Here is a 25,553-nt window from a genome sequence, read left to right on the forward strand (position 1 = left end):
CTTTCAGTCCCGGCGGGAACTCACATCTCTTGCGCTTCACTGGCAACGATCTGCTCAATGGTCCAGGGATGAAACTTCACCGTGACGTTCCCGTCCGTGACGGCCAGCGTCGGATTCGGTAATCGCTCGCGCTCACCTTTGGGTGAACTGGTCTTCACAAAAATCCCTGGCTGGCTTAAGCCTTCGTCAGCTAACAGGGCCAGCGCACGCGCGTTCAATGTCTCCGGCTCGCCCGGCAGGACAATCTCGATGTGCTCCCACCCTTCGTGCGGATAGCGCTTCTCGCCCGGCCACGGCAGTTCAACCACGGTGAATTGCCAGTGGGCCACGTTCACCGGCTCACGCAGCCTGAACAGGCAAATAGGCCGACCGTTAATGATGTTCTCGGACAGTAACTCGCCGCACTGTTCGAACCCACGACGCCAGCGCTCTGCGGTGGCATTTTGATGGCAGCGCAAAGAGATGTGATCGGCCTCAAGCGGCGCAATATCCAGACCCAGACGGGTGGCAAGTTCTGTGAACGCCTGGGTGAAGCGCGGTAAATCTGCGGAAATATCATGCAGTTCGTCAATGGATTGCCAGTTCGCCATAAGTCACTCTCTTTTCGTGTCGCAAAGCCGCTAATTTACTCTGTTGCCCTGTTTTGACCAACCGCAGAATCCGGCTTTTTATGACTGCATGTTTATGCACACCTTCTTAGCCTGGATTCTGAGCAATCTTCAGACCCCGCGATGCTGACGGCAGAAGGCATTTGCAGTATACTCCCGCCCTAAATTCTCTAACTGGCGCGGGTGGTTGTGAGCCCGCATCAAAAAAGTAAGGTATCCAGGTGAATATTCAGGCTCTTCTCTCCGAAAAAGTCAGTCAGGCACTGATTGCCGCAGGTGCGCCTGCGGATTGCGAACCGCAGGTTCGTCAGTCAGCAAAAGTACAGTTTGGCGACTATCAGGCTAATGGCGTGATGGCTGTGGCTAAAAAACTGGGCATGCCGCCGCGACAGCTCGCTGAGCAGGTACTGACGCATCTGGATCTCGCCGGCATTGCCAGCAAAACCGAAATCGCCGGCCCGGGCTTTATCAACATCTTCCTTGAGCCTGCCTTCCTGGCAAGCCACGTTGACGCGGCGCTGAAATCTGACCGTCTGGGTGTTTCCCAGCCGGAAGCGCAGACCGTCGTGATCGACTACTCTGCCCCGAACGTGGCGAAAGAGATGCACGTTGGCCACCTGCGCTCCACCATCATCGGTGATGCCGCGGTGCGTACGCTCGAGTTCCTCGGTCACAAGGTGATCCGCGCGAACCACGTGGGCGACTGGGGTACCCAGTTCGGGATGCTGATTGCTTACCTGGAAAAACAGCAGCAGGAAAACGCGGGCGAAATGGCGCTGGCGGACCTGGAAGGGTTCTATCGCGAAGCCAAAAAACACTACGACGAAGACGAAGCCTTTGCCGAGCGCGCGCGCAGCTACGTGGTAAAACTGCAGGGCGGCGATCAATACTTCCTCGAGATGTGGCGCAAGCTGGTTGACATCACCATGTCTCAGAACCAGCTGACCTATAACCGTCTGAACGTCACCCTGACCCGTGACGACGTGATGGGTGAAAGCCTGTATAACCCAATGCTGCCCGGCATTGTGGCTGACCTGAAAGCGAAAAACCTGGCGGTTGAGAGCGAAGGCGCAACGGTTGTGTTCCTTGATGAGTACAAAAACAAGGAAGGCGAACCGATGGGCGTGATCATCCAGAAAAAGGATGGCGGCTATCTCTACACCACGACCGACATCGCCTGTGCGAAATACCGTTACGAAACGCTGCATGCCGACCGCGTGCTATACTACATCGACTCCCGTCAGCACCAGCACCTGATGCAGGCGTGGACGATCGTGCGTAAAGCCGGTTACGTGCCGGACAGCGTTCCGCTGGAACACCATATGTTCGGCATGATGCTGGGCAAAGACGGCAAGCCGTTCAAAACCCGTGCGGGCGGAACCGTGAAACTGTCCGACCTGCTGGACGAAGCGCTGGAACGCGCCCGTCGTCTGGTGGCCGAGAAGAATCCGGAAATGCCGGTCGACGAGCTGGAAAAACTGGCCAACGCTGTGGGTATCGGTGCGGTGAAATACGCTGACCTGTCCAAAAACCGTACCACCGACTATATCTTCGACTGGGATAATATGCTGGCGTTTGAAGGCAACACGGCGCCATACATGCAGTACGCCTATACCCGCGTGCTGTCGGTCTTCCGTAAAGCCAATATCGACGAAAGCGTGCTGGCGAATGCCACCGTGACCATCACGGAAGATCGTGAAGCACAGCTGGCAGCGCGTCTGCTGCAGTTCGAAGAGACGCTGACCGTGGTCGCACGTGACGGCACGCCGCACGTGATGTGCGCTTACCTGTACGATCTCGCGGGTCTGTTCTCCGGCTTCTACGAGCACTGCCCTATTCTCTCCGCGGAGAATGAATCGGTCCGCAACAGCCGCCTGAAGCTGGCGCAGCTGACGGCGAAGACCCTGAAGCTGGGTCTGGATACCCTGGGTATCGAAACCGTAGAACGTATGTAATGCAAAAAACCCGGCGCAAGCCGGGTTTTGTTTTGTAGCCCCGGTAAACGCAGCGCCACCGGGAATATTCACAGGTTCAGAAGTATTTCCGCAAATACTCCGTCAGACACAGTATCGCCATCGCCTGCCCATACGGCATTGAGGTCAGCGGGATCTGACGATAAAACTCAAGATCGCTCCCCATGCCCGTGCCGAACGACGTTTGCAACAGCTCGCCTTCCGGCGAGATATTCCTGACGATACCGCGAATTGCTTTTTCTGCCACTTCGGCATACTCCGCGCCAACATAGCGCTTGCGCACGGCTTTCAGAATGCCGTAGGCAAACCCTGCCGTGGCGGACGCCTCAAGATAAGAATGTGGATCGTCAAGCAGCGTGTGCCACAAACCACTCCCGTCCTGACACTTCGCCAGCGCGGCAATCTGCGCGTTCAATACCTGCACCAGGTAGCGGCGCACGGCGTTGTTTTCCGGCAGATCCACCAGTTCGAGGAAGTCCGGGATCACGATGGTGAGCCAGCTGTTGCCGCGCGCCCAGCGGGCACGGGCAAAGTTATGATTACCGTCATAGCTCCAGCCGTGGAACCACAGTCCGGTCTCCCGGTCCATCAGGTTCTGCACGTGCAGCAGGAATTGATACACCGCCTCTTCAACGTACTCCGGTTTGTTGAGCAGCTTGCCGATTTTCGCCAGCGGCAGCACCGTCATCATTAGCGTGTCGTCCCACATCTGCTGATGGTTCTCTTCCGCCAGGGTGATATGCTGCATCCCGCCGTGTTCAGTGCGCGGCATCTCCGCCATCGCCCATTCCGCCCAGCTTTCCAGCCACGGCAGCCAGGCCTGATTTTGGGTCTCTTCGTAACGATAAGCGAGCGTCAGGAACGGCGACATGGTATTCACGTTTTTGGTGGTTGCGCCTTCCGCAAAGCGGTCGGCAAACCAGCTGTCGATGATGTCGCGCATACCTTCGTCGCCGGTCTGGCAGTAATACTGCCAGATACCATACAGGCCAACGCCGTGCGTCCACTCCCATCCGGCCCAGCCTTTGGTGTCGATCACGCGCCCGTCGTCCAGCCGCAGCAAAAATTCACCCGTTTTGTCGCGGATATTGACCAGATTATGCGTCACCTTTTGAATCAGCGATTTCAGCTCGTCCCGGGCGATAAAGCGCTCTGGCTGACGTAATAACGGGCTATGTTTGACAGGCCAAACTTTCATCATCTTAACCTCTGTTGTATGTCGAATTCAGTACCGCGCGATCCTTGAGAGAAGGTGCCGCTGGCTTATTGCGATTCAGATAACCGATGTTGTTATTGCCCCACAGTGACTCATAAGGCATACCGGCCAGCATCTCGACGGTGGCGCGGGCGTGTGGCGTCGCTGACTCAGGCATCGCATGACCACTCTCACGCATTTTCGCGGTCTCCTCGCGCAGCGTGCTGTGGGTTTGCAAATTGAGTTTGAAGCGCAGGGAAACAAGGAAGCCGCAGAACAGCACCAGGATGGTGCCCACGCTCAGGATCATCAAAATGGTGTGGCTCACTTCTGCAGGCTGCACTTTCTGACCACTGACAAAGCCGGACATCTGCATCACGATGCCCACCAGCATCACCGCACCGGCCTGCGACGCCTTGCGGGTCAGGGTCATGATGCCCGCGAAAATCCCTTCGCGGCGCTGGCCGGTGATCACTTCATCCACGTCAGCAATGTAGGTGTAGGTATTCCATGGGACGTAGTTGATACCGCCACGACCCAGCCCTGCGACCGCAGAGATCAGCAACAGCAGAGCGTAGACGTCGCTCAGGCCAGCATAATAGAGTACGGCGTATGAGAGAGACGCCAGGCCAAACAGCACCACAACCATGCGGTAGGACGGTGCAGGCCCGAAGCGGATACACAGCGGGATCATGGCGATAACCGCAATGAACTGGAAGATAGCCATCGTGCCCAGCAGACTGGACGCCATTGACGCTTCCTGCATCAGCACGAACACCACGTAGTAGGTGAATACCGCGTTAAACACGTCCTGCGCGATATAGCCGCCGAGGTACATGCCCAGATGCTGACGGAAAATTTTGATGCGCAGCGTGGAGCTTAACTCAACGATCAGCCGGTTGAGGCTCTGCCCCAGCGTCAGTTTCTTCTTCTCTTCTTCAGCACGCAGCGCCGCTTCAGACCACTCTTCGCGCGGGCGCTCCCAGGTGAAGCACCAGACGAAGGTCAGCATCAGCGCGCAGAGCACAGAAAAGACCAGGCTTGCGTAGAAGAAGGAAACCGCGTTGTCTTTCCCGAAGTGGGTCAACAGGATCCCCGGCAGGAAGGAGGCCAGAATGGCGGACATCTGCGCCATAGAGATGCGCGCCCCGGAGAACTTCGTTTTCTGTTTAAAGTCGTCAGTCATTTCCGGCACCAGCGTTTCGTACGGCACCAGAATCATGGTGTAGACAATATCAAACACCAGATAGGTCAGTAGGTAATACCAGAAGCTCATGTCCCCAACCCACATCAGCGAGTAGCTGAACACGCACGGAATACCCAGCAGGATAAAGAACTTACGACGGCCAAAGCGCTTACCGAGCCAGGTCGTACCGAAGTTATCGGTTAAAAAGCCCATTAACGGGCTAACCACGGCATCCAGCACCCTTGCCGCGGCAAAGATGAACGTTGCTTCGATCGGTGAGAGTCCGCAGAAGGTGGTATAAAAATATAAAAGCCAGGCCGCCGTCAGGGCGGTAGTACCCGCCCCAAGGAAATCGCCTGATCCGTACGCAAGATAATTCGCGAGTCCAATTTTACGTGTTTTCATTGCCGTCAACCCTAATCAGTTTTGGGAGACTCCCTGCAAGCAAGCCTCGTCCGGGAGCTTTAATACGGCTACAGTAATTGCATCGGCTTGTTGATACCTTTCTGTTTCTGCCATTGCAAAGAGGGGGAATGGCAAAAATACAAAGAGTATGGTTACGCGCGTCACTGATTTATAAAACAGCGTTTCTTTTTGATCAAAAGGCGAGGTCAGTTTTGAGAGCCAGCCATCAAAATTGCCTGATGGCTGGTGAAAAGGCAGGGTGTTAGCGGTAGTTCACGATGACAGAATTGCTCTGCACCTTCAGCGCCGGGATCAAACGTCCTCCGCCCGGCACTTCCCAGATGAAACGCAAAGGCTCAATAGCTGGCACGCCGTTGAACGCCTGCGTTGTTCCATTTTCGCCGTCGATTTCGGTACAGCGCGTCTGAGAGCAGAGGCGTACCCGCAAGCCCGCTGGCGTAGGGCCAATCAGCCGGTAGTTCCAGACCACAAGGCCCATCTGACCGGAAACCTCTTCCGAAGGCGACAGCGGGTTAGACGACATGGCAACACCGCGGTTGCTGAGGGTCACCCCCATGCTGCTCGCCTGCCAGGTACCTCCCCCGGCAGCCTGCGCCGCCAGCGGGAAGAGCACTATCCAAAGCCACTTACGCATTATTTTCCTCCAATCGTCGCGGTCATACGGATATGACGGTTATCCGACAGCTCCAGATTCGACAGCACGACCAGCTGGTTCAGGCTGCGACGCAGGAAGCGCGACAGCAGCGGACGCAGCGCGTGGTTCACCAGCAGCACCGGCGGCGCCCCCAGCATCTCCTGACGCGCCAGCGCCTCCTGGGTTTGCGCCAGCAGACGGTCCGCCAGGCCCGGCTCCAGGCCGCCCCCGCCCTGCAGAGCCTGCAGCAGCAGACGCTCAAGCGGCGTATCGAGGCCGATCACCTGCACTTCCCCGGTTCCCGGGAACCACTGCTGGGTGATTGCCCGTCCCAGCGCCACGCGCACCACCGCCGTCAGCTCGTGCGGATCGCTTTGTATCGGTGCGTGCTCGGCAAGGGTTTCCAGAATGGTGCGCATATCGCGGATCGGCACCTTCTCGTCGAGCAGGTTTTGCAGCACCTTATGCAGCGTGGTTAAGGTCAGCACGCCCGGGACCAGATCTTCCGTCAGCTTCGGCATCTCCTGCGTGACGCGGTCCAGCAGCTGCTGCGCTTCCTGACGGCCAAACAGCTCGGCTGAGAATTGCCCAATCAGGTGATTAAGATGGGTTGCCACCACGGTACTGGCTTCCACAACCGTATAACCCTGGATCTGCGCCTGCTCTTTCAGCGCGCTTTCAATCCAGATCGCGGCCAGACCAAAGGCCGGGTCGATAGTTTGCTCACCCGGCAGCGTGCCTGCGGCGGTGCCGGGGTTAATCGCCAGCCAGCGGCCCGGATAGGCATCGCCGCTGCCGATTTCAACGCCTTTCATCAGGATGCGATAGCGCGCGGGCGGCAGGTCCATATTGTCGCGGATGTGTACCACCGGCGGCAGGAATCCCATGTCCTGGGCGAATTTTTTACGGATACTGCGGATACGGCCGAGCAGCTCGCCGTCCTGCTGGAAATCGACCATCGGGATCAGGCGATACCCGACTTCCATTCCCAGGGAATCTTCGAGCTGAACGTCGTTCCAGGTCGCTTCAACGGCCTGGTTATTCTCCGGCATTTTGACCGGCACAGGTTCCGCAGCCGGTTTGGTTTCACGGCCACGCATCCACCAGGCAAGGCCCAGCAGCGCCGCCGTAAACAGCAGGAAAACGAGGTTTGGCATACCCGGCACCAGACCGAGCAACCCGAGAACCGCCGCGGCCAGCAGCATCACGCGCGGGTTACTGAACAGCTGGCCCACCATCTGCTCGCCAACGTCCTGATCGGTGCTCACGCGGGTCACGATGACACCCGCCGCAGTGGAAATCACCAGCGCCGGGATCTGCGCGACCAGACCGTCACCGATGGTCAGCAGCGTATAGCTTTCCGCCGCGTGGCCCATGTCCATCCCGTGCTGCAACACGCCCACCAGCAGGCCGCCGACCACGTTAATCACCATGATCAGAATGCCCGCGATGGCGTCACCGCGCACAAACTTACTCGCACCGTCCATGGAGCCGTAGAAGTCCGCCTCCTGCGTCACTTCCGCACGGCGCTTTTTGGCTTCATCTTCGGCAATAAGACCGGCGTTCAGATCGGCGTCGATCGCCATCTGCTTGCCGGGCATCCCGTCGAGCACAAAGCGCGCGCCCACTTCCGCAATACGCCCTGCACCTTTGGTGATGACCATAAAGTTGATGATCACGAGGATGACGAACACCACGATACCGATAGCGAAATTACCGCCCACCAGGAAGTGGCCGAACGCTTCTACCACTTTACCTGCCGCTGCCGCCCCGGTGTGACCTTCCATCAGGATGATACGCGTGGACGCCACGTTCAGCGCCAGTCGCAGGAGAGTGGTAAACAGCAGGATGGTCGGGAACGCGGCGAACTCCAGGGTACGCTGGGTGAACATCGCCACCAGCAGCACCATAATGGACAGCGCGATATTGAAAGTGAAAAGCAGGTCGAGGATGAACGCCGGGAGCGGCAGTACCATCATCGACAGAATTAGCAGGATCAGAATCGGCCCGGCCAGGATCTGCCATTGGGTCGATTTCAGGTTGCCGGGCAGGCGCAACATTGCCACCAGATTAGCCATCAGTGTCCTTCTCGTTCATAAAATCCAGCGCGGCAGGCACCGGAAGGTTCTCAGGTTTCACAGGCCGTTGACCGCCGGCCAGACGCCAGCGCTTCAATTGCCACACCCAGGCCAGCACTTCCGCCACGGCGGCGTAGAGTTGTCCCGGGATCTGTTGTCCAATATCCGCATGGCGGTACAGGGCACGCGCCAGCGGAGGCGCTTCCAGGATCGGCACGCGGTGTTCCGTGCCAATTTCCCGGATACGCAAAGCGATCAGCCCCGCCCCTTTTGCCACCACTTTTGGCGCGCTCATTTTGTTTTCGTCATAGCGCAGCGCAACGGAGTAGTGTGTCGGGTTGGTGACGATGACGTCGGCCTTGGGCACATCGTCCATCATGCGGCGACGGGCGGCGGCACGTTGCATCTGGCGGATACGCCCCTTCACGTGTGGGTCACCTTCCATCTGCTTATATTCGTCACGGATATCCTGACGTGACATCCGCAGTTTCTTGAAGTGGGTATAGAGCTGGAAGATCACGTCAAAACCCACCATCGGGATAATGCTGAGCACCACCAGCAGCGCGCAGAGTCCGACCAGATTCAGGGCATTGCTCATCGCGGTGAGAGGCGATTCGCTGATGAGACGCATCATTTCCGGCCAGTGGTACCAGAGGTAAAACCCCGCGGAGCTGCCCATCAACACCGATTTGAGAATGGCTTTGAGCAGCTCGGCCCCGGTCTGCGCAGAGAACATTTTCGCAATGCCCGGCAGCGGGTTCAGTTTGGAAAATTTCGGCTGCAGCGATTTGGCGCTGAAGACCAGACCGCCGAGCATCACCGGCGAGACCAGCGCGACCAGCACAACCCCGGTGATCAGGGGCAGCAGCGCAACCATGGCCCCTTTAATCAGCTGGATAATCTGGCTGAGGATCAGATTCGGATCGTTGACCATACTGTGGTCAAAACGTAAGCCGGTCGACAGCATGCCCGCCAGCTTGCGGGCGAGCGACTCCCCGCCCCACCAGATAATGCACACGCCTACGATAAGGATCAGCAGGGAGGTCAATTCTCGGGATCGGGGGATTTGCCCTTCCTCACGCGCCTTTTCTAGTCGGTGGGGTGTGGGGGCTTCCGTTTTGTCGTCGTTCTCTTCTGCCACTGTGCACGCTCAGCCCATTACGTCACGGGTATCATGCCAGCGCAGCGGAAATCCAATGGCGGGAAAAGCCCGTTTATTCGGGCTCTTTTCGGTGATTTTGTCGCAAACCGCCTCAGGGGGCATCCCTCCCCTGAGGCGGAATGGACCATCAGAAGCCGAGGCTGTCCAGCAGGTCGTCCACCTGATCCTGGCTTGCCACCACGCCCGCCTTGCTGGCGTCGAGCTGTGGACCATTGAGCAGGCTTTCGTTCTCGCGTTTTGGACGGGCTGCCGGTTCCGGGATGTTCTCCAGCAGCACCATCAGCAGTTGGCGCTCAATCTCCTGGATCACATCCATCATGCGCTTGATAACCTGACCGGTCAGGTCCTGGAAATCCTGCGCCATCATGATGTCCAGCAGTTGGGCATTGGTGAAGCTGGTGTGACCCGGCACATCCCCCAGGAACTGACGGGTATCGGTCACCAGCTCGCGGGCATCCGCCAGCTCGATAGGGTTCTCAAACCACTCGTCCCAGCGTTTGGTCAGCGCTTTCGCCCCCTTTTCCATCGCATCCTGGTGCGGCTGTGACGCTTCAACGCTGTTCAGCGCACGTTCAGCGGCCTGAGCGGTCATCTGCACGACGTAGTCCAGACGATCTCGGGCATCAGGAATCGCTTCCGCCGCTTCCGCAATCGCCTGATCCAGACCCAGCTCACGCAGGCTGTCACGCAGCATGCGCGTCAGGCTGCCGATGCGGACGATGATGTCGCTCGGCGAGTGTTCTTCAACGGGTTTCATAGCAGGTTGCATCATAACCAACACCTCACATGCCGAGTTTCTCGAAGATCTTACCGAGCTTCTCTTCCAGGGTCGCCGCGGTGAATGGTTTCACCACATAGCCGCTTGCGCCCGCCTGTGCAGCGGCAATGATGTTCTCTTTCTTCGCTTCTGCCGTGACCATCAGAACCGGCATGGACGCCATTCCCGCATCAGCACGAATGGTTTTTAACAGTTCCAGACCGTCCATGTTTGGCATGTTCCAGTCGGAGATCACAAAACCAAACCCGCCAGCCTGCAGTTTGTTCAGCGCATCAACGCCGTCTTCTGCTTCTTCAACGTTGTTGAAGCCCAGCTCTTTCAGCAGGTTGCGCACAATGCGACGCATGGTGGAAAAGTCATCCACAACCAAAAACTTAAGCTCTTTATCCGCCATAAAATAATACTCCTGAGTCAAATACGTATTGCCTGTCCGGCACTGATTTTCGCCAGCATCTGCTGGCTTACCTGGCTAAGATCGACCACTTCGCTCACGCCACCCATATTGATGGCCTCGCGCGGCATGCCGAACACCACACAACTTGCTTCATTCTGCGCAATCGTCCAGGCGCCAGCCTGGTGCATTGCAAGCATTCCGGCGGCACCGTCGTTGCCCATCCCCGTCAGGATCACCCCCACGGCGTTGCGCCCCGCATGTTTCGCCACCGAATGAAACAGCACATCCACCGACGGACGGTGCCGGTTGACCGGCGGTCCGTCATGAATTTTGATTTGATAGTTAGCGCCGCTGCGCGCCAGCTCCATATGCTTGTCGCCCGGCGCGATATAGGCATGCCCCGGGAGCACGCGCTCGCCGTCTTCCGCCTCTTTCACGCTGATCTGGCACAGCTTGTTCAGGCGTTCTGCGAACGAACGGGTAAAGCCTGGCGGCATATGTTGAGTGATCAGAATACCCGGACTTGAGAGCGGCAATGGCTGGAGTACATGACGAATTGCCTCTGTTCCTCCGGTTGACGCCCCAATGACCAGCAGTTTTTCCGAGCTGAGTAAGGGACCGGCCTTCAGGGTCGCCGGCGCGGCCATCGGCGTGTGGGCGGCAAGCTTCGCCCGCGACGCGGTGCGGATCTTCTCGGCGATCATCTCGCTGTACGCCAGCATCCCTTCACGGATGCCGAGCTGCGGCTTGGTGACAAAATCGACCGCCCCCAGCTCCAGCGCGCGCAGGGTGATTTCCGATCCTTTCCCGGTCAGGGAGGAGACCATCACCACTGGCATGGGCCGCAGCCGCATTAATTTTTCGAGGAAATCTATGCCATCCATGCGCGGCATCTCGACATCCAGCGTTAGCACGTCGGGGTTATATTTTTTAATTAAATCCCGCGCTACCAGCGGATCAGGCGCGGTTGCCACCATCTCCATGTCGCTGTGGCTATTGATAATTTCAGTCATGATCTGACGCATCAGCGCTGAATCATCGACAGACAATACCCTGATTTTACTCATGCTTTTTCCTTACTCAGCGCATATACCGTTTGCCCACGCAGGCTAAACTCACGCACGAGGTTGCTGAAGTTTTCCGAGTGCCCGGCAAACAGTAAACCGTCAGGCTTGAGCAACGGAACAAACCGACGCAAAATGTCCTGTTGCGTCGTTTTATCAAAATAGATCATGACGTTACGGCAAAAAATGGCGTCGAAAGGCCCCGGCACGTTGTACTGCTTATCCAGCAGGTTAACGGGCGCGAATTCGACGCAGTTCGCCAGCTCCTGGCGTACGCGTACCAGGCCTTCATGCGGGCCCGTCCCGCGCATGAAATAACGCTGCAGCTGCTGCGGCGACAGCGTTTTCAGTTCATCCTGGCGATAAACGCCGTTACGCGCCTTCTCCAGCACTTCGGTATCGATATCGCTGGCGTAGACCTTCCAGCGCCCGGGCGCCATCCCCAGCGTATCGGCAAGGGTGATCGCCAGCGAGTACGGCTCTTCACCCGTCGAGGCGGCCGCACTCCAGACGCGATACTCCCCGGTGCGACGGCGCGCATGCTCGGCCAGGACCGGGAAGTGGTGGGCTTCGCGGAAAAACGCCGTCAGGTTGGTGGTTAACGAGTTAATAAAAGCCTGCCACTCTGCGCTGTTCTGGTTCGCCTCGAGCATGCTCAGATAGCGGCCAAAATCATCCAGCCCCAGCGTACGCAAGCGCCGCACCAGACGGTTGTAGACCATGTCCCGCTTATGATCCGCAAGCACGATCCCCGCACGCTGGTAGATTAACTGACATATCCGACGAAAATGCGCGTCGGACAGCGCGAGGCGCTGTGTCATCTGCAACAATAATGACGTTTGCCCAGGGGGCATTGGTGATGTCATAGCGCCTTCTTAATTACATTCAGGATACAACTGGCACGGCCTGCGACCGCCCGACTTCTGTTACTGCTTCAACGTGCTCTTTCACATTAAATACCGCGACCAGCCCGGTCAGACGATCCGCCTGGCTGGCCAGCTGATCGGTTGCCGCTGCCGCTTCCTCAACCAACGAGGCGTTCTGTTGCGTCACCTGATCCATCTGGCTCACCGCCAGGGCAACCTGCTCAATGCCGCGACGCTGTTCATCCGACGCCGAGGCAATCTCGCCCATGATGTCGTTCACCCGCGTCACGGAGGTGACGATTTCGTGCATGGTTTTCGCCGCGGTATCCACAAGCGTTGAGCCCTGCTGAACGCGTGAGACCGACTCTTCGATCAGCACCTTAATTTCTTTCGCCGCATTGGCGCTGCGGCTCGCCAGGTTACGCACCTCACCCGCCACCACCGCAAACCCGCGCCCCTGCTCCCCGGCACGCGCGGCTTCCACAGCGGCATTCAGCGCCAGAATGTTGGTCTGGAACGCGATACCGTCAATCACGCTGATGATGTCACCAATTTTCTGTGAACTGGTGGCGATCTCCTGCATGGTGCTGGCGACGTGGGACGCCTGGTCGCCGCCCTTCTTCGCGGTCATCGCCGCCTGTTTTGACAGGTCAGACGCCTGACGCGCGTTATCGGCGTTCTGGCTTACCGTCGCGGTCAGCTGCTCCATACTGGCTGCCGTCTGCGCCAGCGAGGCCGCCTGCTGCTCGGTGCGGGACGAGAGATCGTTGTTACCCGCCGCAATCTCTGAGATCCCGGTGTGCATGGCATAACTGCTCTGACGCACGTCGGATACCGTTTCCCGCAGCGATCCCTGCATCGCCTTCAGGCTGGCAAAAATCGCCGAAATTTCGTTCTTGCCGAACACCGCCACCGGACGCGCCAGGTCGCCTTTCGCAATACTGTCGAAGTGGCTGCTGATAATGGCCAGCGACTGCACAATCATTCTGCGCGACCAGAGCAGCGCGGCACCGGTCAGCAACCCTGCCAGAATCACCACCACGGCAAAGATGACGCCCGACATGTGATAGCTTTGACGGCTCTGGTCACCGGCACGCTGAACAGACTGGTTAATATCCTGCTGCCACGCGTTAAAGCTGCCGTCAAACGCGGCCTGCGAGGCCTGAACCGGCGCGGTCATAAAGTCCGACAACTGGTTGTTCTCAAGCCACGTCGCCTGATGGTCCAGATCGCTGTACCACTGTTCAAAATGGGTCTTCATGGCGTCCTTCAGCGCTTTCTCTTTCTCGCTACCGGTGGCCTGTGCCGTAAAGGCCTTAAACTGTGCGTCAGCCTGTTTCAGGCTATCGCGCGCGGTGGCCATCAGCGCCTTAATGTCATCCGGCGGATAACTTAGCGCGGTTAAGGTTCCCGCCTTGTTCAGCGCAGTGCTTGCCTGCAACAGCACGGCACGGGTTTGTGCCAGTGCGGAGCGCTGCTGATTACTCGCCTCAACGTCCTGCAAATTCTGATAGCCATCGCGAAACGCCCAAAAAGACAACCCGTTACTGCCAACCTGCAACACACCGCAAAGGATCAGAATCAAAAACAGTGTGGTCGAGATACGAATACGATTTAACATCCACGCTCCCATCAAGCGGCAAGCAGCCGCGGTTTAATTGTCAGTCAAAATGTTTCCCAGTTTTCATCTTGTCCGGTCGTCGCGGTACGCGTCCGGTTTGCAGCCGGTTCAGCGGCTGGCGCGCGGTACGTCGCCTGCGGGGTGACCGTGTTTCCAGCGAGTGAAGCGAGACGAAACGCCGAGACGGCCATCTTCAGACGGCTTGCCTGGTCTTCCAGCGCAGCGGCCGCCGCAGCGGACTCCTGCACCAGCGCGGCGTTTTGCTGTGTCACGCGATCCATTTCCGATACCGCCAGAGCAACCTGGTCGATACCACGACTCTGCTCATCAGACGCAGAGGCGATTTCACCCATGATGTCCGTCACGCGGGTGACAGCATTCACGATGTCATTCATGGTCTCCCCGGCGCTTTCCACCAGCACGGAGCCGGTATCCACGCGGGAGACGGAATCTTCAATCAGCGACTTGATCTCTTTTGCCGCGTTGGCGCTGCGGCTGGCCAGGTTGCGCACTTCCCCGGCCACCACGGCAAACCCGCGTCCCTGCTCGCCCGCACGCGCCGCTTCCACGGCGGCGTTCAGCGCCAGAATGTTGGTCTGGAAGGCAATGCCGTCGATGACGCTGATAATGTCGGCGATTTTCTTCGAGCTCTCGGCGATGTCGTGCATGGTTTTCACCACACCATCCACCACGCGACCTCCGCGCTGTGCCGTCTCGGAGGCGCTTTCCGCCAGCTGAGAGGCCTGGCGGGCGTTATCGGCGTTCTGCTTCACGGTCGCGGTGAGCTGCTCCATGCTGGCCGCCGTCTCTTCCAGGGCGGACGCCTGTTGTTCGGTGCGCGAAGAGAGGTCGTTATTGCCCATCGCAATTTCGCTGGTGCCGGTATAGATGGCATCCGTGCCGCTACGCACGTTGGCGACGGTATCGATAAGCGAACGCTGCATATGGTCAACGCTGTTTGCCAGCTCGGTGATCTCATTGCGCCCGGACACGGTCAGCGTTTTGGTCAGGTCACCGCCGGCAATGTCACGAATGTGGGCAATGACGCGACCGAGAGGGTTCAGCAGGATATGGCGAATGCCGTACCAGACCGCAATCAGCACAATGACCAGCGCCAGCGCCAACACCGCCATCTGCCATTTCGCAAAGCGGTAGTCATTCTGGCTTTCAGCAAACGCGGAGTGATACAGATCGCCACTGACCTTCGCGTACTCCCCCAGTGCCGCGCCGAGGGCGTTTTGCATCCCCTGCGTCGGCTGCGCGAAATAGGCGTCCATGTTGCCGCTCTCAAGGAACTGAATCAGCTCTGCCAGACCGGCATGGTAGGCGTTGTATTTTTCGTCAATGTTCTGACTCACCTGCTCCATCGCAGGCTGCGGGGTAATCTTTTTGAAGGCGTCGTAATGTTTTGCGGCGTCAGCGAGGGTGGCACGGGCATTTTTCAACAGATCGGTTTTCGCGCTGCTCTGCTGATTGTTGGGATCCATCATCATGCGCGCGGACGAACGGCTCAGGTTGATACGCGTTTGCAGCATCAGATCCCACGTTGAGGTGAGCTCACTCTGCTGCAGGCGGAGATCGTTCGAGGCCGCAAAGCTGTCCTGGTTCTGTTTTAATGACGAGAAAAAAAGCCCGCCGGAGATGAGCTGAAGAAGTGCGAAAATGACCAGCACCATCATGAGCATTGTGACAACGCGGATACGGTTCAACATACAACACCTTCTCATAGATTTATTAACGGTGTTATCGGCACAGCCAACAGGAACTTTACATTTGCGAAAGGGAAAAGCGCGGGGTTAGAAAGCCACGTCGACAATCAGCGTATCGGTGTAGGTTCCGGCGGGTGGCGTGGCCTGATTGGTCAGCACTTTCGCGGTGTAGTTGTAGGTACGCAGGAGACCGTCGGTACTGACCTGCGACGACGTCGCGCTGGTCCAGCGTTCGCTGCCGCTGCCGCCCCAGCGGTTACCCGTGGCTTCTTTATAGATGTCATAACTCAGGTAGTTACTGCCGCTTACCATCCGGCGCACGTTATTCAGCGCGTTAGCACCGTTGTTAATGCCGATGGTATACGTGCTGCCTTTGGTACAGGTGACGGCAATCGCCTGCGAGACGGTAGGGAAACTTTGCACCAGCGGCGCGCTGTTGAAGTTGACGTCCGGCGTGGTCATGGCGCTGCAGTCGTTGGTTACGGTCAGGTTAAGGAGAATGGTGGTCGTCGCCGTGCCCGTCTGATTGATTGTGCAAATACCGAGCGCGCCCACGGAGCAGACGCTGTAGTTAACGCTGAAGGTTAACTGCACCTGATACGGCCCGGCAGAAACGTTCTGTCCGGCGACGGTACGGAAATAGAGCGGGATGTTGTACTGCTTTGACCCCAGCAACCCCAGCAGCGTATTCCCGCTCCAGGTATACGATTTACTTATCTGTACCTCGCTGCTGCTCGCGCAGCCCGCGAGTCCGCACAGCCGGGTGGGGATCACGTCCGTGATGGCCGCATTGTCCGTGCGTTTCATGGTGGCCCGACTGCTGCCCGAGACCGATGCCGCGGTATAGGTCAGCGTCACCGAGTCGCTGGTCAACAGATTCAGTATGGCATCGCACGCCACCACCAGCGTGCCGGTGGTTTCCACCTCCCCGGTTCCGCTGAGCGCAAACGACGTGACGCTGCCAAACGAGGCGTTGACCGTACTGACGGTACACGCCGCCCAGCCGCCGCCGGAAAACAGCAACAATATCAACAGCAGCAGGCGCTTCATGGCGCCTCCCGGCACACCAGTGGACCGTAGGTTTGCAGCTTGTGCTCCGGGTTGGCTCCCACGGTCAGGGTAGCCCTGCAGCGTTTTCCATCAGGCGCGATCACCTCCAGCGGGTTCACATCGCTAAGATTCTCCAGCCAGGCGATGCCGTCATACCCCACCACCGCATTGCTGCGCGAAGCGCGTCGGACCTGGCTTCCCACCGGCAGCGCCTGGCCCCGTACATCGTGCAGAATGACGCTTGCCACCCGCTCCTGCTCCATTGGGAAATCAACCAGATAGCCGCTGTGACGCCGGATCGCGATCCGCCGCTCGGTCTCTTTCAGACGGGTATCCGCCGGCAGGTTCAGGGTATCAATGCGGTAGCTAGCCGGATAATACGCCGACACCCCGCTGACCAGCAGGTAACCGTTGTTATTCGTTTTACCGACGGGCTGATTCTCATAGCTGACGGGCACGTCCGGATGACCGTCGGTACTGATGACGACAAACGCATCGTTGATCTTATTCGCGGCAAACAGTTCGCCGTCCATCAGAACAATTGCGCCCATCGCCTCGCCCCACCAGGTCATCATGTCCCTTTCGCCGTAGCCGCCGCCCTGCAGTTCAATATTGTTATTACGCCAGCCCAGCGTGCCCTGTTGATAGTCACTGGATTTTGACTGGTTGGCCCAGGCCATGTTCCAGCTAAAGCCGCCGTCAGACGGCATGGCGTGGTTATAGTTGATGCGCTGGGTACTGCCGGCATCCGGGGTGTTTTCAACGGTGAACGCGGCGCTGTCGCGTGCTCCCAGCGGCACCTGCAGCGACAGCGCGACCGTCCAGTCTCCCCGCTGCTGGTCCCGGCTCCCGGCGAGATAAATACTGCTCGCGCCCCACAAATTGCGGCTCCATGAGAGATTTAGCAGCTCGGTTTTTTGACTGTCAAAACTCTCCACGCCGATCCAGGCCGCGCCGATGTTGCCATACTGTCCCAGATTGAAGGTCAGAGAATACTGGTCCGTATTACGGCTGAAGCTGGCGATGGGTTTATTGTTCTCGTCATACACCGTCGGCTGGTCGTAAAGGGCCAGATTGCCAAAACCGCGGTCACGGCGCGTGTGCTGAGTGGCGACGCTGAACTCGCTGGTGCTGTACTGGTAACCCCAGTTGATTTGCCCGCCCGTATCCCCCCGCATGCGGCTCTGCGAGTAAGCGGTATTCACCACGCCAAACTGGCCGAGTTTTATCACCGTCCCTGCCCCGCCCAGCGCCAGCTCCTGCGCCCCTTCCGCATGCCCTTCCAGGGTCAGCCAGTCCGTCAGCCCGTAGCGATACGAGCCGCTGCCTGCCGCCGAGCCGTAGTCAAAATTCCTGATACCGTAATTACGCCGCAGGCTGCCCAGGGTCACGGCGCCGTCGCTCAGCCCTTTTTTAAGCAAGTCGCTGGTGACGTAAAACGGCAGCGTGGTGCTGACCTGCCGCCCCAGCGCATCCGTCGTGACCAGCACCGCATCCCCGGCGCCGTTGATATAGGGCAGATTGGTCAGGGTGAAGGGGCCCGGCTGAAGCTGGGTTGAGCCGGAGCGATACCCGTTGATAAAAAGATCGACCGAGGTGGGTACCGCCGCTTCCCCGGCGAACTCGGGCAGCGGCCACGTCACCAGGTCAGGGCGCAGGGAGAAATCCCGCCCGACGCTGATCCCCCCCATCCGCACGCTGGAACTCCAGCTCAGGGCATCGCTGATCACGTCCCCGACGCTCCAGCTCATCGCGTCATCCTCATTGGTGAACAGCAGGGTCGTGTCATAGCGGACATACCCCTCCTGCTGACCCTCGTTGCCGGTGAAATTTTCCCGGGCATAGCCGGTGGAGGAAAACGAACCGTTCTCGTTAAAGTAGCGGAACTCATGCCAGAGAGACGCCTGTCCGCCGATATGCTCCGTGTGGTTGGTGTAAAGATCGTAATTGAGCAGCGCGCCGCGTCCGAAGTGCGGTTTGGCCTGCGTCGCTTGCGCGCTGAACGGCGTCACACGGGACGCGACCCAGTCGCGGGGAACGGTCAGCAGCAGGCGCTGCGCGGCGCTGTCGTACTCGATCCTCACCTGAGAAAGCGAAGAGAGATTCACCTCTCCGGCAGGAACATGTTCCGGTGGCAACCCCGCGCGTAGCAGGTCGGCGCTGGAGATAAAGAAAGCGCCTTTACGCTGCGTCACGGGCACGACCAGACCGGTGTCGTAGTGGTTAAGCACGAGGGCAAGCTGGAAGACCGCTTCATCATGTATCGCCTGTGCCTGGGGCGGCGGCGGCAGGCTGTCATCGCCGGGCTCAGCCCAGGTCGCGGAACTGACGCAAAGCAGTATCATCATCGCCGGCTTCAGTTGACGGGCGTCGACTGCCATTGTGCGTCCCTGGCATTAATCTGCGCGCTCATCCGCTCTGGCTGACGAACGCCCGCGGGTACGGGCCAGCTGCGGGTGCTACCGGGAAGTACGTAACCCAGCAATCCCTCCGCAACCGTGCGTTTCTGTCCTCCCTGCTCCAGCGCCACCTGGCTCAGTCTGACATGGACATCCCCCCGATTCCGGACCTCCAGTGCCGGCTGCCCATCCGTTCGCGTCACTCGCCAGCTCAGGTTCCGGGTCTCCACCAGCGCGTGATGCGCCCCCTCTTTTATGGTCGGGATCCCCTGACCATACACAAACAGCGGAATGGAGTAACGCATCTGCAATTTGAGGCCGATGGTGGGTTCTGCTTTGGCATCAGGCTGAGGAATTTCATCCACGATAATGCGGTAGGCTTGTTCGATGCCTGCGGGAACGGGAGCTTGCTTAATAAGGCGGATAAGCTGCTTGCTGCCTGTGCCAATCGTGACGATGGGCGGGCTGGCGACCACATCCTGCTGTGCGGTGTAGCGCTCGTATCCGTCCTCCTGTTTCCAGCGCACAATGCGCACCTGCATCGTTGTGGCGCTGTTTCCCTGGTTCTGGATCCACAGTTCCGTGGCGTTGGCGTCTGCCGCAAGCCACGGGTCGATCGGCCAGAGCAGAATGGTGGCTGCAGCCTGCGCCTGACCGGTTGCCACAGCCATTCCCAACGCGCCCGCCAGACAAACAGGTCTGAAAATTGGCTTCATCAACACTCTCCCTTTATTACCATGACAAGGTCACAGTGAGCTGATCGGAATATGTTCCTGCCGGGCTAAATCCGGTCAGTAGCGCCACGCCAAAAAGCGGCAGCGCGATGTTATTGCTGTTGCTATAGGTCACCGGTATCGCCTGGTTGACGCCAATTTCGCTGTTCGCGGCCAGCGAGCTGCTGCTGTAAAGCCGGTATCCCACCACGTCGGCGCCGTTCGAGCGTTTCATGCGGCGAACGGTTGAATAATTCTGGCCGCCATTAATGCTCATGCTCAGCGCCACGCCTGGCGTGCAGGCGATAGATAAGGCCCCGTTTGGCACAAAACTGGTGCTGAACGGTGCGCTCTCGACGCCGTTATGGGTGCCAAAATCCAGCGTCCCGAGAAGCCCTCCGCTGCCGGTGGTCACCACACATCCCGGGACGATGGTCGCGCTGACTTTAAAGGACTGTGATGTCACCGCATTCGCCGCGGGCGTCATCAGCAATCCGACGATCAGCGCGAAAAAAGGCTGCACGTGTCCCTCTGCGCGTATGCGCAGACCTGTGAGAGTTGCCTTCATGGCGGTGCAGGACTAATAGGTGACGCTGACGTTAATCGTGTCGGTGTAGGTTCCGGGTACGACCGTCACGCTGTTACCGCCGCCGGTAATACGTCCGTAGAGGGTGTAACTGTCCACCCCTCCCGCCGTTGAGGCGATCGGCAACGCGGTGTTATTGGCAATCACGCTGTTAAACCCGCTATCACTGTACAGGCTGTACGCCACGCCCTGAGCCGCGTTGGCGGTGTTAACCAGATAGCGGGCAGGTGTTCCTGGGGTGCCAACAACGGTACCGGGAGCGGTGGAGTTGGTGTTGCCGGTGATCGCCACCGTATAGCTGGCGGTCGTACATTGAATGGTGAAGGTGTTTCCGCCGCTGGCGCCGGTGAGCTGGGTGGTCAGAGTGGAAAACGTTGCGGGATGGGTGCCGAAATCCAGTGTCCCGAAGTTAATGCCGTTTTGCGTGGGCGATCCGTTTATCAGACAGCCGTTCGTGAGTGTCAGCGTCGCGCCGATGGTGCCGCTACTGGTGACGGCCAGCGCCTGATGGACCGTTGTCGCAGTCAGTAAGGTACCTGCGCAGATCAAAAGGAGTTTTCTTTTCATTTACCACCCTCCAGAAGACGTCTCCGTTCCCTTGCCACATTTTATTTATTTCGTTCAAGATGTTAGCCCCGCTTAATGTTCCTCTGAGGGGGGTTATTGAGAATCTAGTTTACGGATATCGCTTCGACCACCTGCCCCTTAACGCATAAGCACTTTGTCTTATTGACTTCTTATTTCCTTAAATAACATGCAGTTAAAATCATTTTTTCCGCTTTTTTAATTTATTTTCTGAGAATATATCCATTAAAATGTGATGCAGATCACAATATATCGTCATGGCAATAACAACAAAATTAATAAAACTTAAAAAGGAGTTGTATCCCCCTACGCTTTGCGTCAATTTATGTGCCGAATAATTTCCCGCGTCGTAATAAAAAATTTATATGTATCGCCGCGGGCTACATCTGAAGCGCATAGAGGGTCTTTTTTCGTGGCAAGTGCAAACAAACTCACACTCTTCATCGTGATATTCATGCTGGCGGGTATTCTTTCAGGGGCAGCAATTCATGAATATGCATCTGCGGATGCCATCAAAGCCTGGTCGGATAATATTACCCTTCTGACCGATATTTTCCTCCGACTGATCAAAATGGTCATTGCCCCCCTGGTGTTCAGTACGCTCACCGTCGGCATTATGAAGCTGGGCGAAACCTCTACCATTGGCCGCGTGGGCGGCAAAGCGATGGTATGGTTTATCAGCTCATCCGTGCTCTCTATTCTGGTCGGCCTGTTTATCGTCACGCTGGAGCATCCGGGAAGCGGGCTGAACCTGACCATCCCGACCGAGGCGGTGGATACCGGTCTGGCCGTTGGGGGCATGACGCTGAAAGCGTTCCTGTCACACACCATTCCCACCAGCATCGCGGGGGCGATGTCGAACAATGAGATCCTGCAGATTGTGGTGTTCTCCATGTTCTTCGGCATTGGCGGCGCGTCGTTGGGGCAGAAATTCAATGCCCCACTGGTGGCTGCGCTGGACGTGGTTTCCCATATCATGCTGAAGGTCACGGGTTATGTGATGTACGTTGCGCCGCTGGCCATTTTCGCGGCAATCTCATCCGTTATCGCCACGCAGGGTCTGGGCATTCTGTTGAACTATGCCTCCTTTATTGGCGGCTACTATGTTGCCATTCTTCTCACCTGCATGGTGCTGCTGGCCGTGGGTTACATGGTGCTGAAAAAAGAGGTGTTCCGCCTGGTCAGCATGCTGAAAGATCCAGTTCTGGTGGCGTTTACCACCAGCAGTTCTGAAGCGGCCTACCCTAAAACGCTGGAGCAGCTGGAGCGTTTTGGCTGCTCGCGCAACATCGCCTCTTTCGTGCTGCCGATTGGCTACTCCTTCAACCTGGTGGGGTCGATGGTGTACTGCTCTTTCGCCTCAATGTTTATCGCTCAGGCGTACAACATTCACCTGAGCTTCTCTGAAGTGACGGTGCTGATGCTGACTCTGATGCTGGCCTCAAAAGGGATTGCGGGCGTACCGCGCTCCTCGCTGGTGGTGCTGGCCGCGACGATCCCAAGCTTCAACATTCCGGTCGCCGGTATTTTGCTGCTGATGGGGATCGACCACTTCCTGGATATGGGCCGTTCCGCGATTAACGTGTTGGGGAATGGTATTGCGACCGCGATGCTGTCGCAGAATGAAGGTGCGCGGGAAGCGGACGCTGAAGCTGAGCTGGTAAAGCAGGAAGCGTAATGGCATGAAAAAGCCGGGTGGCGGCTTCGCCTTACCCGGCCTACAAATGGCTCGAACACGTAGGCCGGGTAAGCGTCAGCGCCACCCGGCTTTGTTTTAGGCTACGTGACTCGCCGCGATATCCAGCGGCGAAGAAGGCCCCGAGCATTAACGTATGGGTGGCCACGGAAGCTGAGCTGGTGGAGCAGGATGTAAAAAAGCCGGGTGGCGGCTTCGCCTTACCCGGCCTACAAATGGCTCGAACGCGTAGGCCGGGTAAGCGTCAGCGCCACCCGGCTTTGTTTTTATGCCACGTGACTCGCCGCAATATCCAGCAGCGCCATCTCATCGCTGTTCAGCAGCTTCTCAATGTTCACCAGAATCAGCATACGCTCGCCGAGCGCGCCCAGACCGGTCAGGTATTCGGTCGACAGCGTGACCGCAAACTCCGGCGCAGGACGAATCTGGTCAGAGGTCAGGGAAAGCACGTCAGACACGCCATCCACCACGATACCTACCACGCGCTGCCCCAGGTTCAGGACGATCACTACGGTGTTGTCGTTGTAATCAACGTCGCCCTGGCTGAACTTCACGCGCAGGTCCACGATGGGCACAATGACGCCACGCAGGTTGGTGACACCTTTAATAAACGCAGGCGTGTTAGCGATGCGGGTAACCTGGTCGTAACCACGGATTTCCTGCACTTTCAGGATATCGATGCCGTACTCTTCATCGCCTAAAGTGAATACCAGAAATTCCTGTCCTGATGGCTCGCCCGCCAGTTTCGTTACATTACTCATACCGGTCATGTTATTACCTTCTACTTAATCAGGCGGCTGTGTACGCCACACGTTGTTCACGATTTAATCCCTGAAGCGCCGACACGTCGACGATCAGCGCCACGCTACCATCACCCAGAATGGTGGCGGCAGAAATACCCGGCACTTTGCGGTAGTTGCTTTCGAGGTTCTTCACCACCACCTGGTGCTGGCCAATCAGCTGATCGACCAGCAACGCATAGCGGCGGCCCGCGCTTTGCAGGATCACCACGATACCCTGCGTGGCCTCGGTCTTCGCCCCGTCCACTTCGAACACTTTCCACAGTTCCACCAGCGGCAGGTACTCACCGCGAACCTCGAGCACGCGCTCGCCGCCCGCCAGCGGATGCAGATCTTCCTCACGCGGCTGCAGAGATTCCATCACCGCGTTCAGCGGCAGGATAAAGACTTCGTCCGCCACCTTGACGGACATGCCGTCGAGGATCGCCAGCGTCAGCGGCAGCAGGATGCGAATGGTGGTGCCGGAACCTTGTTTAGACTGGATTTCAACGTGGCCGCCCATCTCCTGGATGTTACGTTTCACCACGTCCATGCCCACGCCGCGCCCGGAGACATCGGTCACCTGCTCTGCGGTAGAGAAGCCCGGCGCGAAGATCAGCATGCCTACTTCTTCGTCGGTCATGTTTTCATTGACCGCCATCCCCTGCGAAATCGCTTTTGCCAGGATGCGCTCGCGGTTCAGACCGGCGCCGTCATCGGTCACTTCGATACAAATGTTCCCGCCCTGGTGCTCCGCAGAGAGAATCAGGTTGCCGACCGGCGATTTCCCGGCGGCAATGCGGTTTTCCGGCAGTTCGATACCGTGGTCGAGGCTGTTACGCACCAGGTGCGTTAACGGATCAATGATGCGCTCGATCAGGCTCTTATCCAGTTCGGTTGAGCTGCCCATCAGGGTCAGTTCAATCTGCTTGTTCAGCTTGCTGGCGAGATCGCGGACCAGGCGCGGGAAGCGGCTGAAGACATATTCCATCGGCATCATACGGATGGACATGACCGATTCCTGCAGGTCGCGGGCGTTACGCTGCAGCTGGCCCATGCTGGTAATCAAATCCCCGTGGGTGACCGGGTCGAGTTCGTTTGAACGTTGCGCCAGCATCGACTGGGTGATCACCAGTTCGCCCACCAGGTTAATCAGCTGGTCAACCTTCTCAACGGCAACACGGATGCTGGTCGACTCGCTGGAGCGCGCGGCAGGTTTTTCACCACGGCCCGGTGCAGCAGCTTCTTTTGGCACCGCCTTCAGCGCCGGGGCCGCAGGGGCCACAGCCGGTGCGGCGGCCTGGGCGACAACAGCCACCTCTTCCGCAGCCACAGGGGCGTCAACCGCGACAGTTTCAGTTTCGAAGGCGATTTGATCGGCTTCAATCACAAAGCACAGCACCGCCACGATATCGTCCTGGCCAATACCGTCATCAAGCGTCGCGGCCAGGCTGTCTTTGCCTTTTACCACGTTGCTTAATTTCGCCAGGTTACCCAGTTCTTCTTCCAGCAGGTTAACTTCATTCTCTTTCAGGCGAGACAGCACAACGCGCAGCTTGCCTGCCGGTGCGTCAGCAGGGGCAGACGCCTGCGCGGCAACCGTATCCACAACACTCAGTTTTGCGGCAGGAACCACGGCTGCGGCAACCTCACCTTTTGCTTCCAGCGCGAGCTGGCGCAGCGCATTGCAGATGTATTCAAAGCTGGCGGCATCAGGCTCTGCCGAACTTTTATAGGCGTCGAGCTGTTCCTGCATAATATCTTTGGTTTCCAAAAACAGGTTGATAATGTCGGTATTGAGCTGCATCTCACCGCGTCGTGCTTCATCAAGCAGGTTTTCCATTAAATGGGTCGTTTCCTGCAGGATGGTAAATCCAAACGTTCCGGCTCCGCCTTTAATGGAATGCGCCGCACGGAAGATGGCATTGAGCTGCTCGGAATCCGGTGCTTCGGGCACCAAATCGAGCAAGTGTTGCTCCATATCGGCCAACAATTCGTCGGCTTCATCAAAGAATGTCTGGTAAAAATCGCTAATATCCATGCTCACGCTA

The 25,553-nt window shown here is 58.0% G+C and carries 21 protein-coding genes; 2 read left to right on the forward strand and 19 right to left on the reverse strand.

The genetic code is table 11. From position 1 onward, the window contains the following. Positions 1–20: 20 nt before the first annotated feature. On the reverse strand, positions 21–590 hold the full coding sequence (locus F3J31_RS03275) for a VOC family protein (protein WP_167211301.1): 570 nt from the start codon (positions 588–590) through the stop codon (positions 21–23). Between the two features lie 239 nt (positions 591–829). On the opposite strand from F3J31_RS03275, the gene argS reads away from it, so the two are divergent. Further along, positions 830–2,563, forward strand: a complete 1,734-nt coding sequence (argS, locus tag F3J31_RS03280) for an arginine--tRNA ligase (protein WP_167211304.1) — start codon at positions 830–832, stop codon at positions 2,561–2,563. Between the two features lie 76 nt (positions 2,564–2,639). On the opposite strand, the gene F3J31_RS03285 is transcribed toward argS, so the two are convergent. From F3J31_RS03285 to F3J31_RS03360, 16 genes are all read right to left on the reverse strand, one after another. Further along, a complete protein-coding gene (locus F3J31_RS03285; protein WP_167212027.1) occupies positions 2,640–3,779 on the reverse strand; it encodes a glycoside hydrolase family 105 protein in 1,140 nt (379 codons plus the stop codon). Between the two features lie 4 nt (positions 3,780–3,783). Continuing rightward, a complete protein-coding gene (locus F3J31_RS03290; RefSeq protein ID WP_045908199.1) occupies positions 3,784–5,367 on the reverse strand; it encodes an MFS transporter in 1,584 nt (527 codons plus the stop codon). A gap of 262 nt (positions 5,368–5,629) precedes the next feature. Then, entirely contained in the window at positions 5,630–6,022 is a 393-nt protein-coding gene (locus F3J31_RS03295; RefSeq protein ID WP_048029418.1) for a flagellar protein FlhE, read from the reverse strand. Then, complete coding sequence (flhA, locus tag F3J31_RS03300; protein ID WP_045908197.1) at positions 6,022–8,100, reverse strand: flagellar biosynthesis protein FlhA; 2,079 nt, start codon at positions 8,098–8,100, stop codon at positions 6,022–6,024. The genes F3J31_RS03295 and flhA overlap by 1 nt, the downstream gene beginning before the upstream one ends. Continuing rightward, positions 8,093–9,241, reverse strand: coding sequence for a flagellar biosynthesis protein FlhB (gene flhB / locus F3J31_RS03305; protein WP_021240449.1), 1,149 nt, complete (start codon positions 9,239–9,241; stop codon positions 8,093–8,095). Before flhB ends, flhA begins: the two co-directional genes overlap by 8 nt. A gap of 148 nt (positions 9,242–9,389) precedes the next feature. Continuing rightward, positions 9,390–10,034 (reverse strand): protein phosphatase CheZ, encoded by a 645-nt coding sequence (cheZ, locus tag F3J31_RS03310; RefSeq protein WP_008500432.1) that lies wholly within the window; start codon positions 10,032–10,034, stop codon positions 9,390–9,392. 10 nt (positions 10,035–10,044) lie between these two features. Beyond that, positions 10,045–10,434 carry a chemotaxis response regulator CheY gene (cheY, locus tag F3J31_RS03315; protein WP_008500431.1) on the reverse strand — a complete coding sequence of 130 codons (390 nt, stop codon included), beginning with the start codon at positions 10,432–10,434 and terminating at the stop codon, positions 10,045–10,047. Between the two features lie 17 nt (positions 10,435–10,451). Further along, complete coding sequence (locus tag F3J31_RS03320; RefSeq protein ID WP_008500430.1) at positions 10,452–11,501, reverse strand: chemotaxis response regulator protein-glutamate methylesterase; 1,050 nt, start codon at positions 11,499–11,501, stop codon at positions 10,452–10,454. Beyond that, positions 11,498–12,364, reverse strand: a complete 867-nt coding sequence (gene cheR, locus F3J31_RS03325; protein WP_008500429.1) for a protein-glutamate O-methyltransferase CheR — start codon at positions 12,362–12,364, stop codon at positions 11,498–11,500. The genes F3J31_RS03320 and cheR overlap by 4 nt, the downstream gene beginning before the upstream one ends. A gap of 19 nt (positions 12,365–12,383) precedes the next feature. Continuing rightward, positions 12,384–13,985 (reverse strand): methyl-accepting chemotaxis protein IV, encoded by a 1,602-nt coding sequence (gene tap / locus F3J31_RS03330; protein WP_167211307.1) that lies wholly within the window; start codon positions 13,983–13,985, stop codon positions 12,384–12,386. Between the two features lie 44 nt (positions 13,986–14,029). Further along, positions 14,030–15,697, reverse strand: a complete 1,668-nt coding sequence (gene tar / locus F3J31_RS03335; RefSeq protein ID WP_063621994.1) for a methyl-accepting chemotaxis protein II — start codon at positions 15,695–15,697, stop codon at positions 14,030–14,032. A gap of 84 nt (positions 15,698–15,781) precedes the next feature. Next, entirely contained in the window at positions 15,782–16,744 is a 963-nt protein-coding gene (locus F3J31_RS03340) for a spore coat U domain-containing protein (RefSeq protein ID WP_045372554.1), read from the reverse strand. Beyond that, on the reverse strand, positions 16,741–19,125 hold the full coding sequence (locus F3J31_RS03345; protein ID WP_167211310.1) for a fimbria/pilus outer membrane usher protein: 2,385 nt from the start codon (positions 19,123–19,125) through the stop codon (positions 16,741–16,743). Before F3J31_RS03345 ends, F3J31_RS03340 begins: the two co-directional genes overlap by 4 nt. After that, the gene (locus F3J31_RS03350; RefSeq protein WP_167211313.1) at positions 19,101–19,859 is read right to left on the reverse strand and encodes a molecular chaperone; all 759 of its coding nucleotides are present in this window, start codon (positions 19,857–19,859) and stop codon (positions 19,101–19,103) included. Before F3J31_RS03350 ends, F3J31_RS03345 begins: the two co-directional genes overlap by 25 nt. 16 nt (positions 19,860–19,875) lie before the next feature. Further along, positions 19,876–20,424, reverse strand: coding sequence for a spore coat U domain-containing protein (locus F3J31_RS03355; RefSeq protein ID WP_167211316.1), 549 nt, complete (start codon positions 20,422–20,424; stop codon positions 19,876–19,878). A 12-nt stretch (positions 20,425–20,436) separates the two neighbouring features. Further along, complete coding sequence (locus tag F3J31_RS03360) at positions 20,437–21,009, reverse strand: spore coat protein U domain-containing protein (protein ID WP_008500422.1); 573 nt, start codon at positions 21,007–21,009, stop codon at positions 20,437–20,439. A 430-nt stretch (positions 21,010–21,439) separates the two neighbouring features. Between F3J31_RS03360 and F3J31_RS03365 the strand changes: the two genes are divergently transcribed. Continuing rightward, positions 21,440–22,705, forward strand: coding sequence for a dicarboxylate/amino acid:cation symporter (locus tag F3J31_RS03365; protein ID WP_111964836.1), 1,266 nt, complete (start codon positions 21,440–21,442; stop codon positions 22,703–22,705). Positions 22,706–22,989: 284 nt separating this feature from the next. Here F3J31_RS03365 and cheW read toward each other — a convergent pair whose 3' ends face one another. Further along, positions 22,990–23,493 carry a chemotaxis protein CheW gene (cheW, locus tag F3J31_RS03370; RefSeq protein WP_008500420.1) on the reverse strand — a complete coding sequence of 168 codons (504 nt, stop codon included), beginning with the start codon at positions 23,491–23,493 and terminating at the stop codon, positions 22,990–22,992. A 19-nt stretch (positions 23,494–23,512) separates the two neighbouring features. After that, complete coding sequence (cheA, locus tag F3J31_RS03375; protein WP_069718977.1) at positions 23,513–25,549, reverse strand: chemotaxis protein CheA; 2,037 nt, start codon at positions 25,547–25,549, stop codon at positions 23,513–23,515. Positions 25,550–25,553 lie beyond the last annotated feature (4 nt).

Source organism: Enterobacter sp. Acro-832 (assembly GCF_011752745.1).
GTDB classification, from domain to species: domain Bacteria; phylum Pseudomonadota; class Gammaproteobacteria; order Enterobacterales; family Enterobacteriaceae; genus Enterobacter; species Enterobacter quasiroggenkampii.

Coding starts and splice junctions, on each gene's coding strand:
- F3J31_RS03285 (WP_167212027.1), bottom strand. CDS start 3,779: ATGAAAGTTTGGCCTGTCAAACATAGCCCGTTATTACGTCAGCCAGAG.
- tar (WP_063621994.1), bottom strand. CDS start 15,697: ATGTTGAACCGTATCCGCGTTGTCACAATGCTCATGATGGTGCTGGTC.
- cheR (WP_008500429.1), bottom strand. CDS start 12,364: ATGACATCACCAATGCCCCCTGGGCAAACGTCATTATTGTTGCAGATG.
- F3J31_RS03295 (WP_048029418.1), bottom strand. CDS start 6,022: ATGCGTAAGTGGCTTTGGATAGTGCTCTTCCCGCTGGCGGCGCAGGCT.
- F3J31_RS03340 (WP_045372554.1), bottom strand. CDS start 16,744: ATGAAGCGCCTGCTGCTGTTGATATTGTTGCTGTTTTCCGGCGGCGGC.
- F3J31_RS03290 (WP_045908199.1), bottom strand. CDS start 5,367: ATGAAAACACGTAAAATTGGACTCGCGAATTATCTTGCGTACGGATCA.
- F3J31_RS03345 (WP_167211310.1), bottom strand. CDS start 19,125: ATGGCAGTCGACGCCCGTCAACTGAAGCCGGCGATGATGATACTGCTT.
- F3J31_RS03360 (WP_008500422.1), bottom strand. CDS start 21,009: ATGAAAAGAAAACTCCTTTTGATCTGCGCAGGTACCTTACTGACTGCG.
- cheW (WP_008500420.1), bottom strand. CDS start 23,493: ATGACCGGTATGAGTAATGTAACGAAACTGGCGGGCGAGCCATCAGGA.
- tap (WP_167211307.1), bottom strand. CDS start 13,985: ATGTTAAATCGTATTCGTATCTCGACCACACTGTTTTTGATTCTGATC.
- F3J31_RS03275 (WP_167211301.1), bottom strand. CDS start 590: ATGGCGAACTGGCAATCCATTGACGAACTGCATGATATTTCCGCAGAT.
- F3J31_RS03350 (WP_167211313.1), bottom strand. CDS start 19,859: ATGAAGCCAATTTTCAGACCTGTTTGTCTGGCGGGCGCGTTGGGAATG.
- F3J31_RS03355 (WP_167211316.1), bottom strand. CDS start 20,424: ATGAAGGCAACTCTCACAGGTCTGCGCATACGCGCAGAGGGACACGTG.
- cheZ (WP_008500432.1), bottom strand. CDS start 10,034: ATGATGCAACCTGCTATGAAACCCGTTGAAGAACACTCGCCGAGCGAC.
- F3J31_RS03320 (WP_008500430.1), bottom strand. CDS start 11,501: ATGAGTAAAATCAGGGTATTGTCTGTCGATGATTCAGCGCTGATGCGT.
- cheY (WP_008500431.1), bottom strand. CDS start 10,434: ATGGCGGATAAAGAGCTTAAGTTTTTGGTTGTGGATGACTTTTCCACC.
- flhA (WP_045908197.1), bottom strand. CDS start 8,100: ATGGCTAATCTGGTGGCAATGTTGCGCCTGCCCGGCAACCTGAAATCG.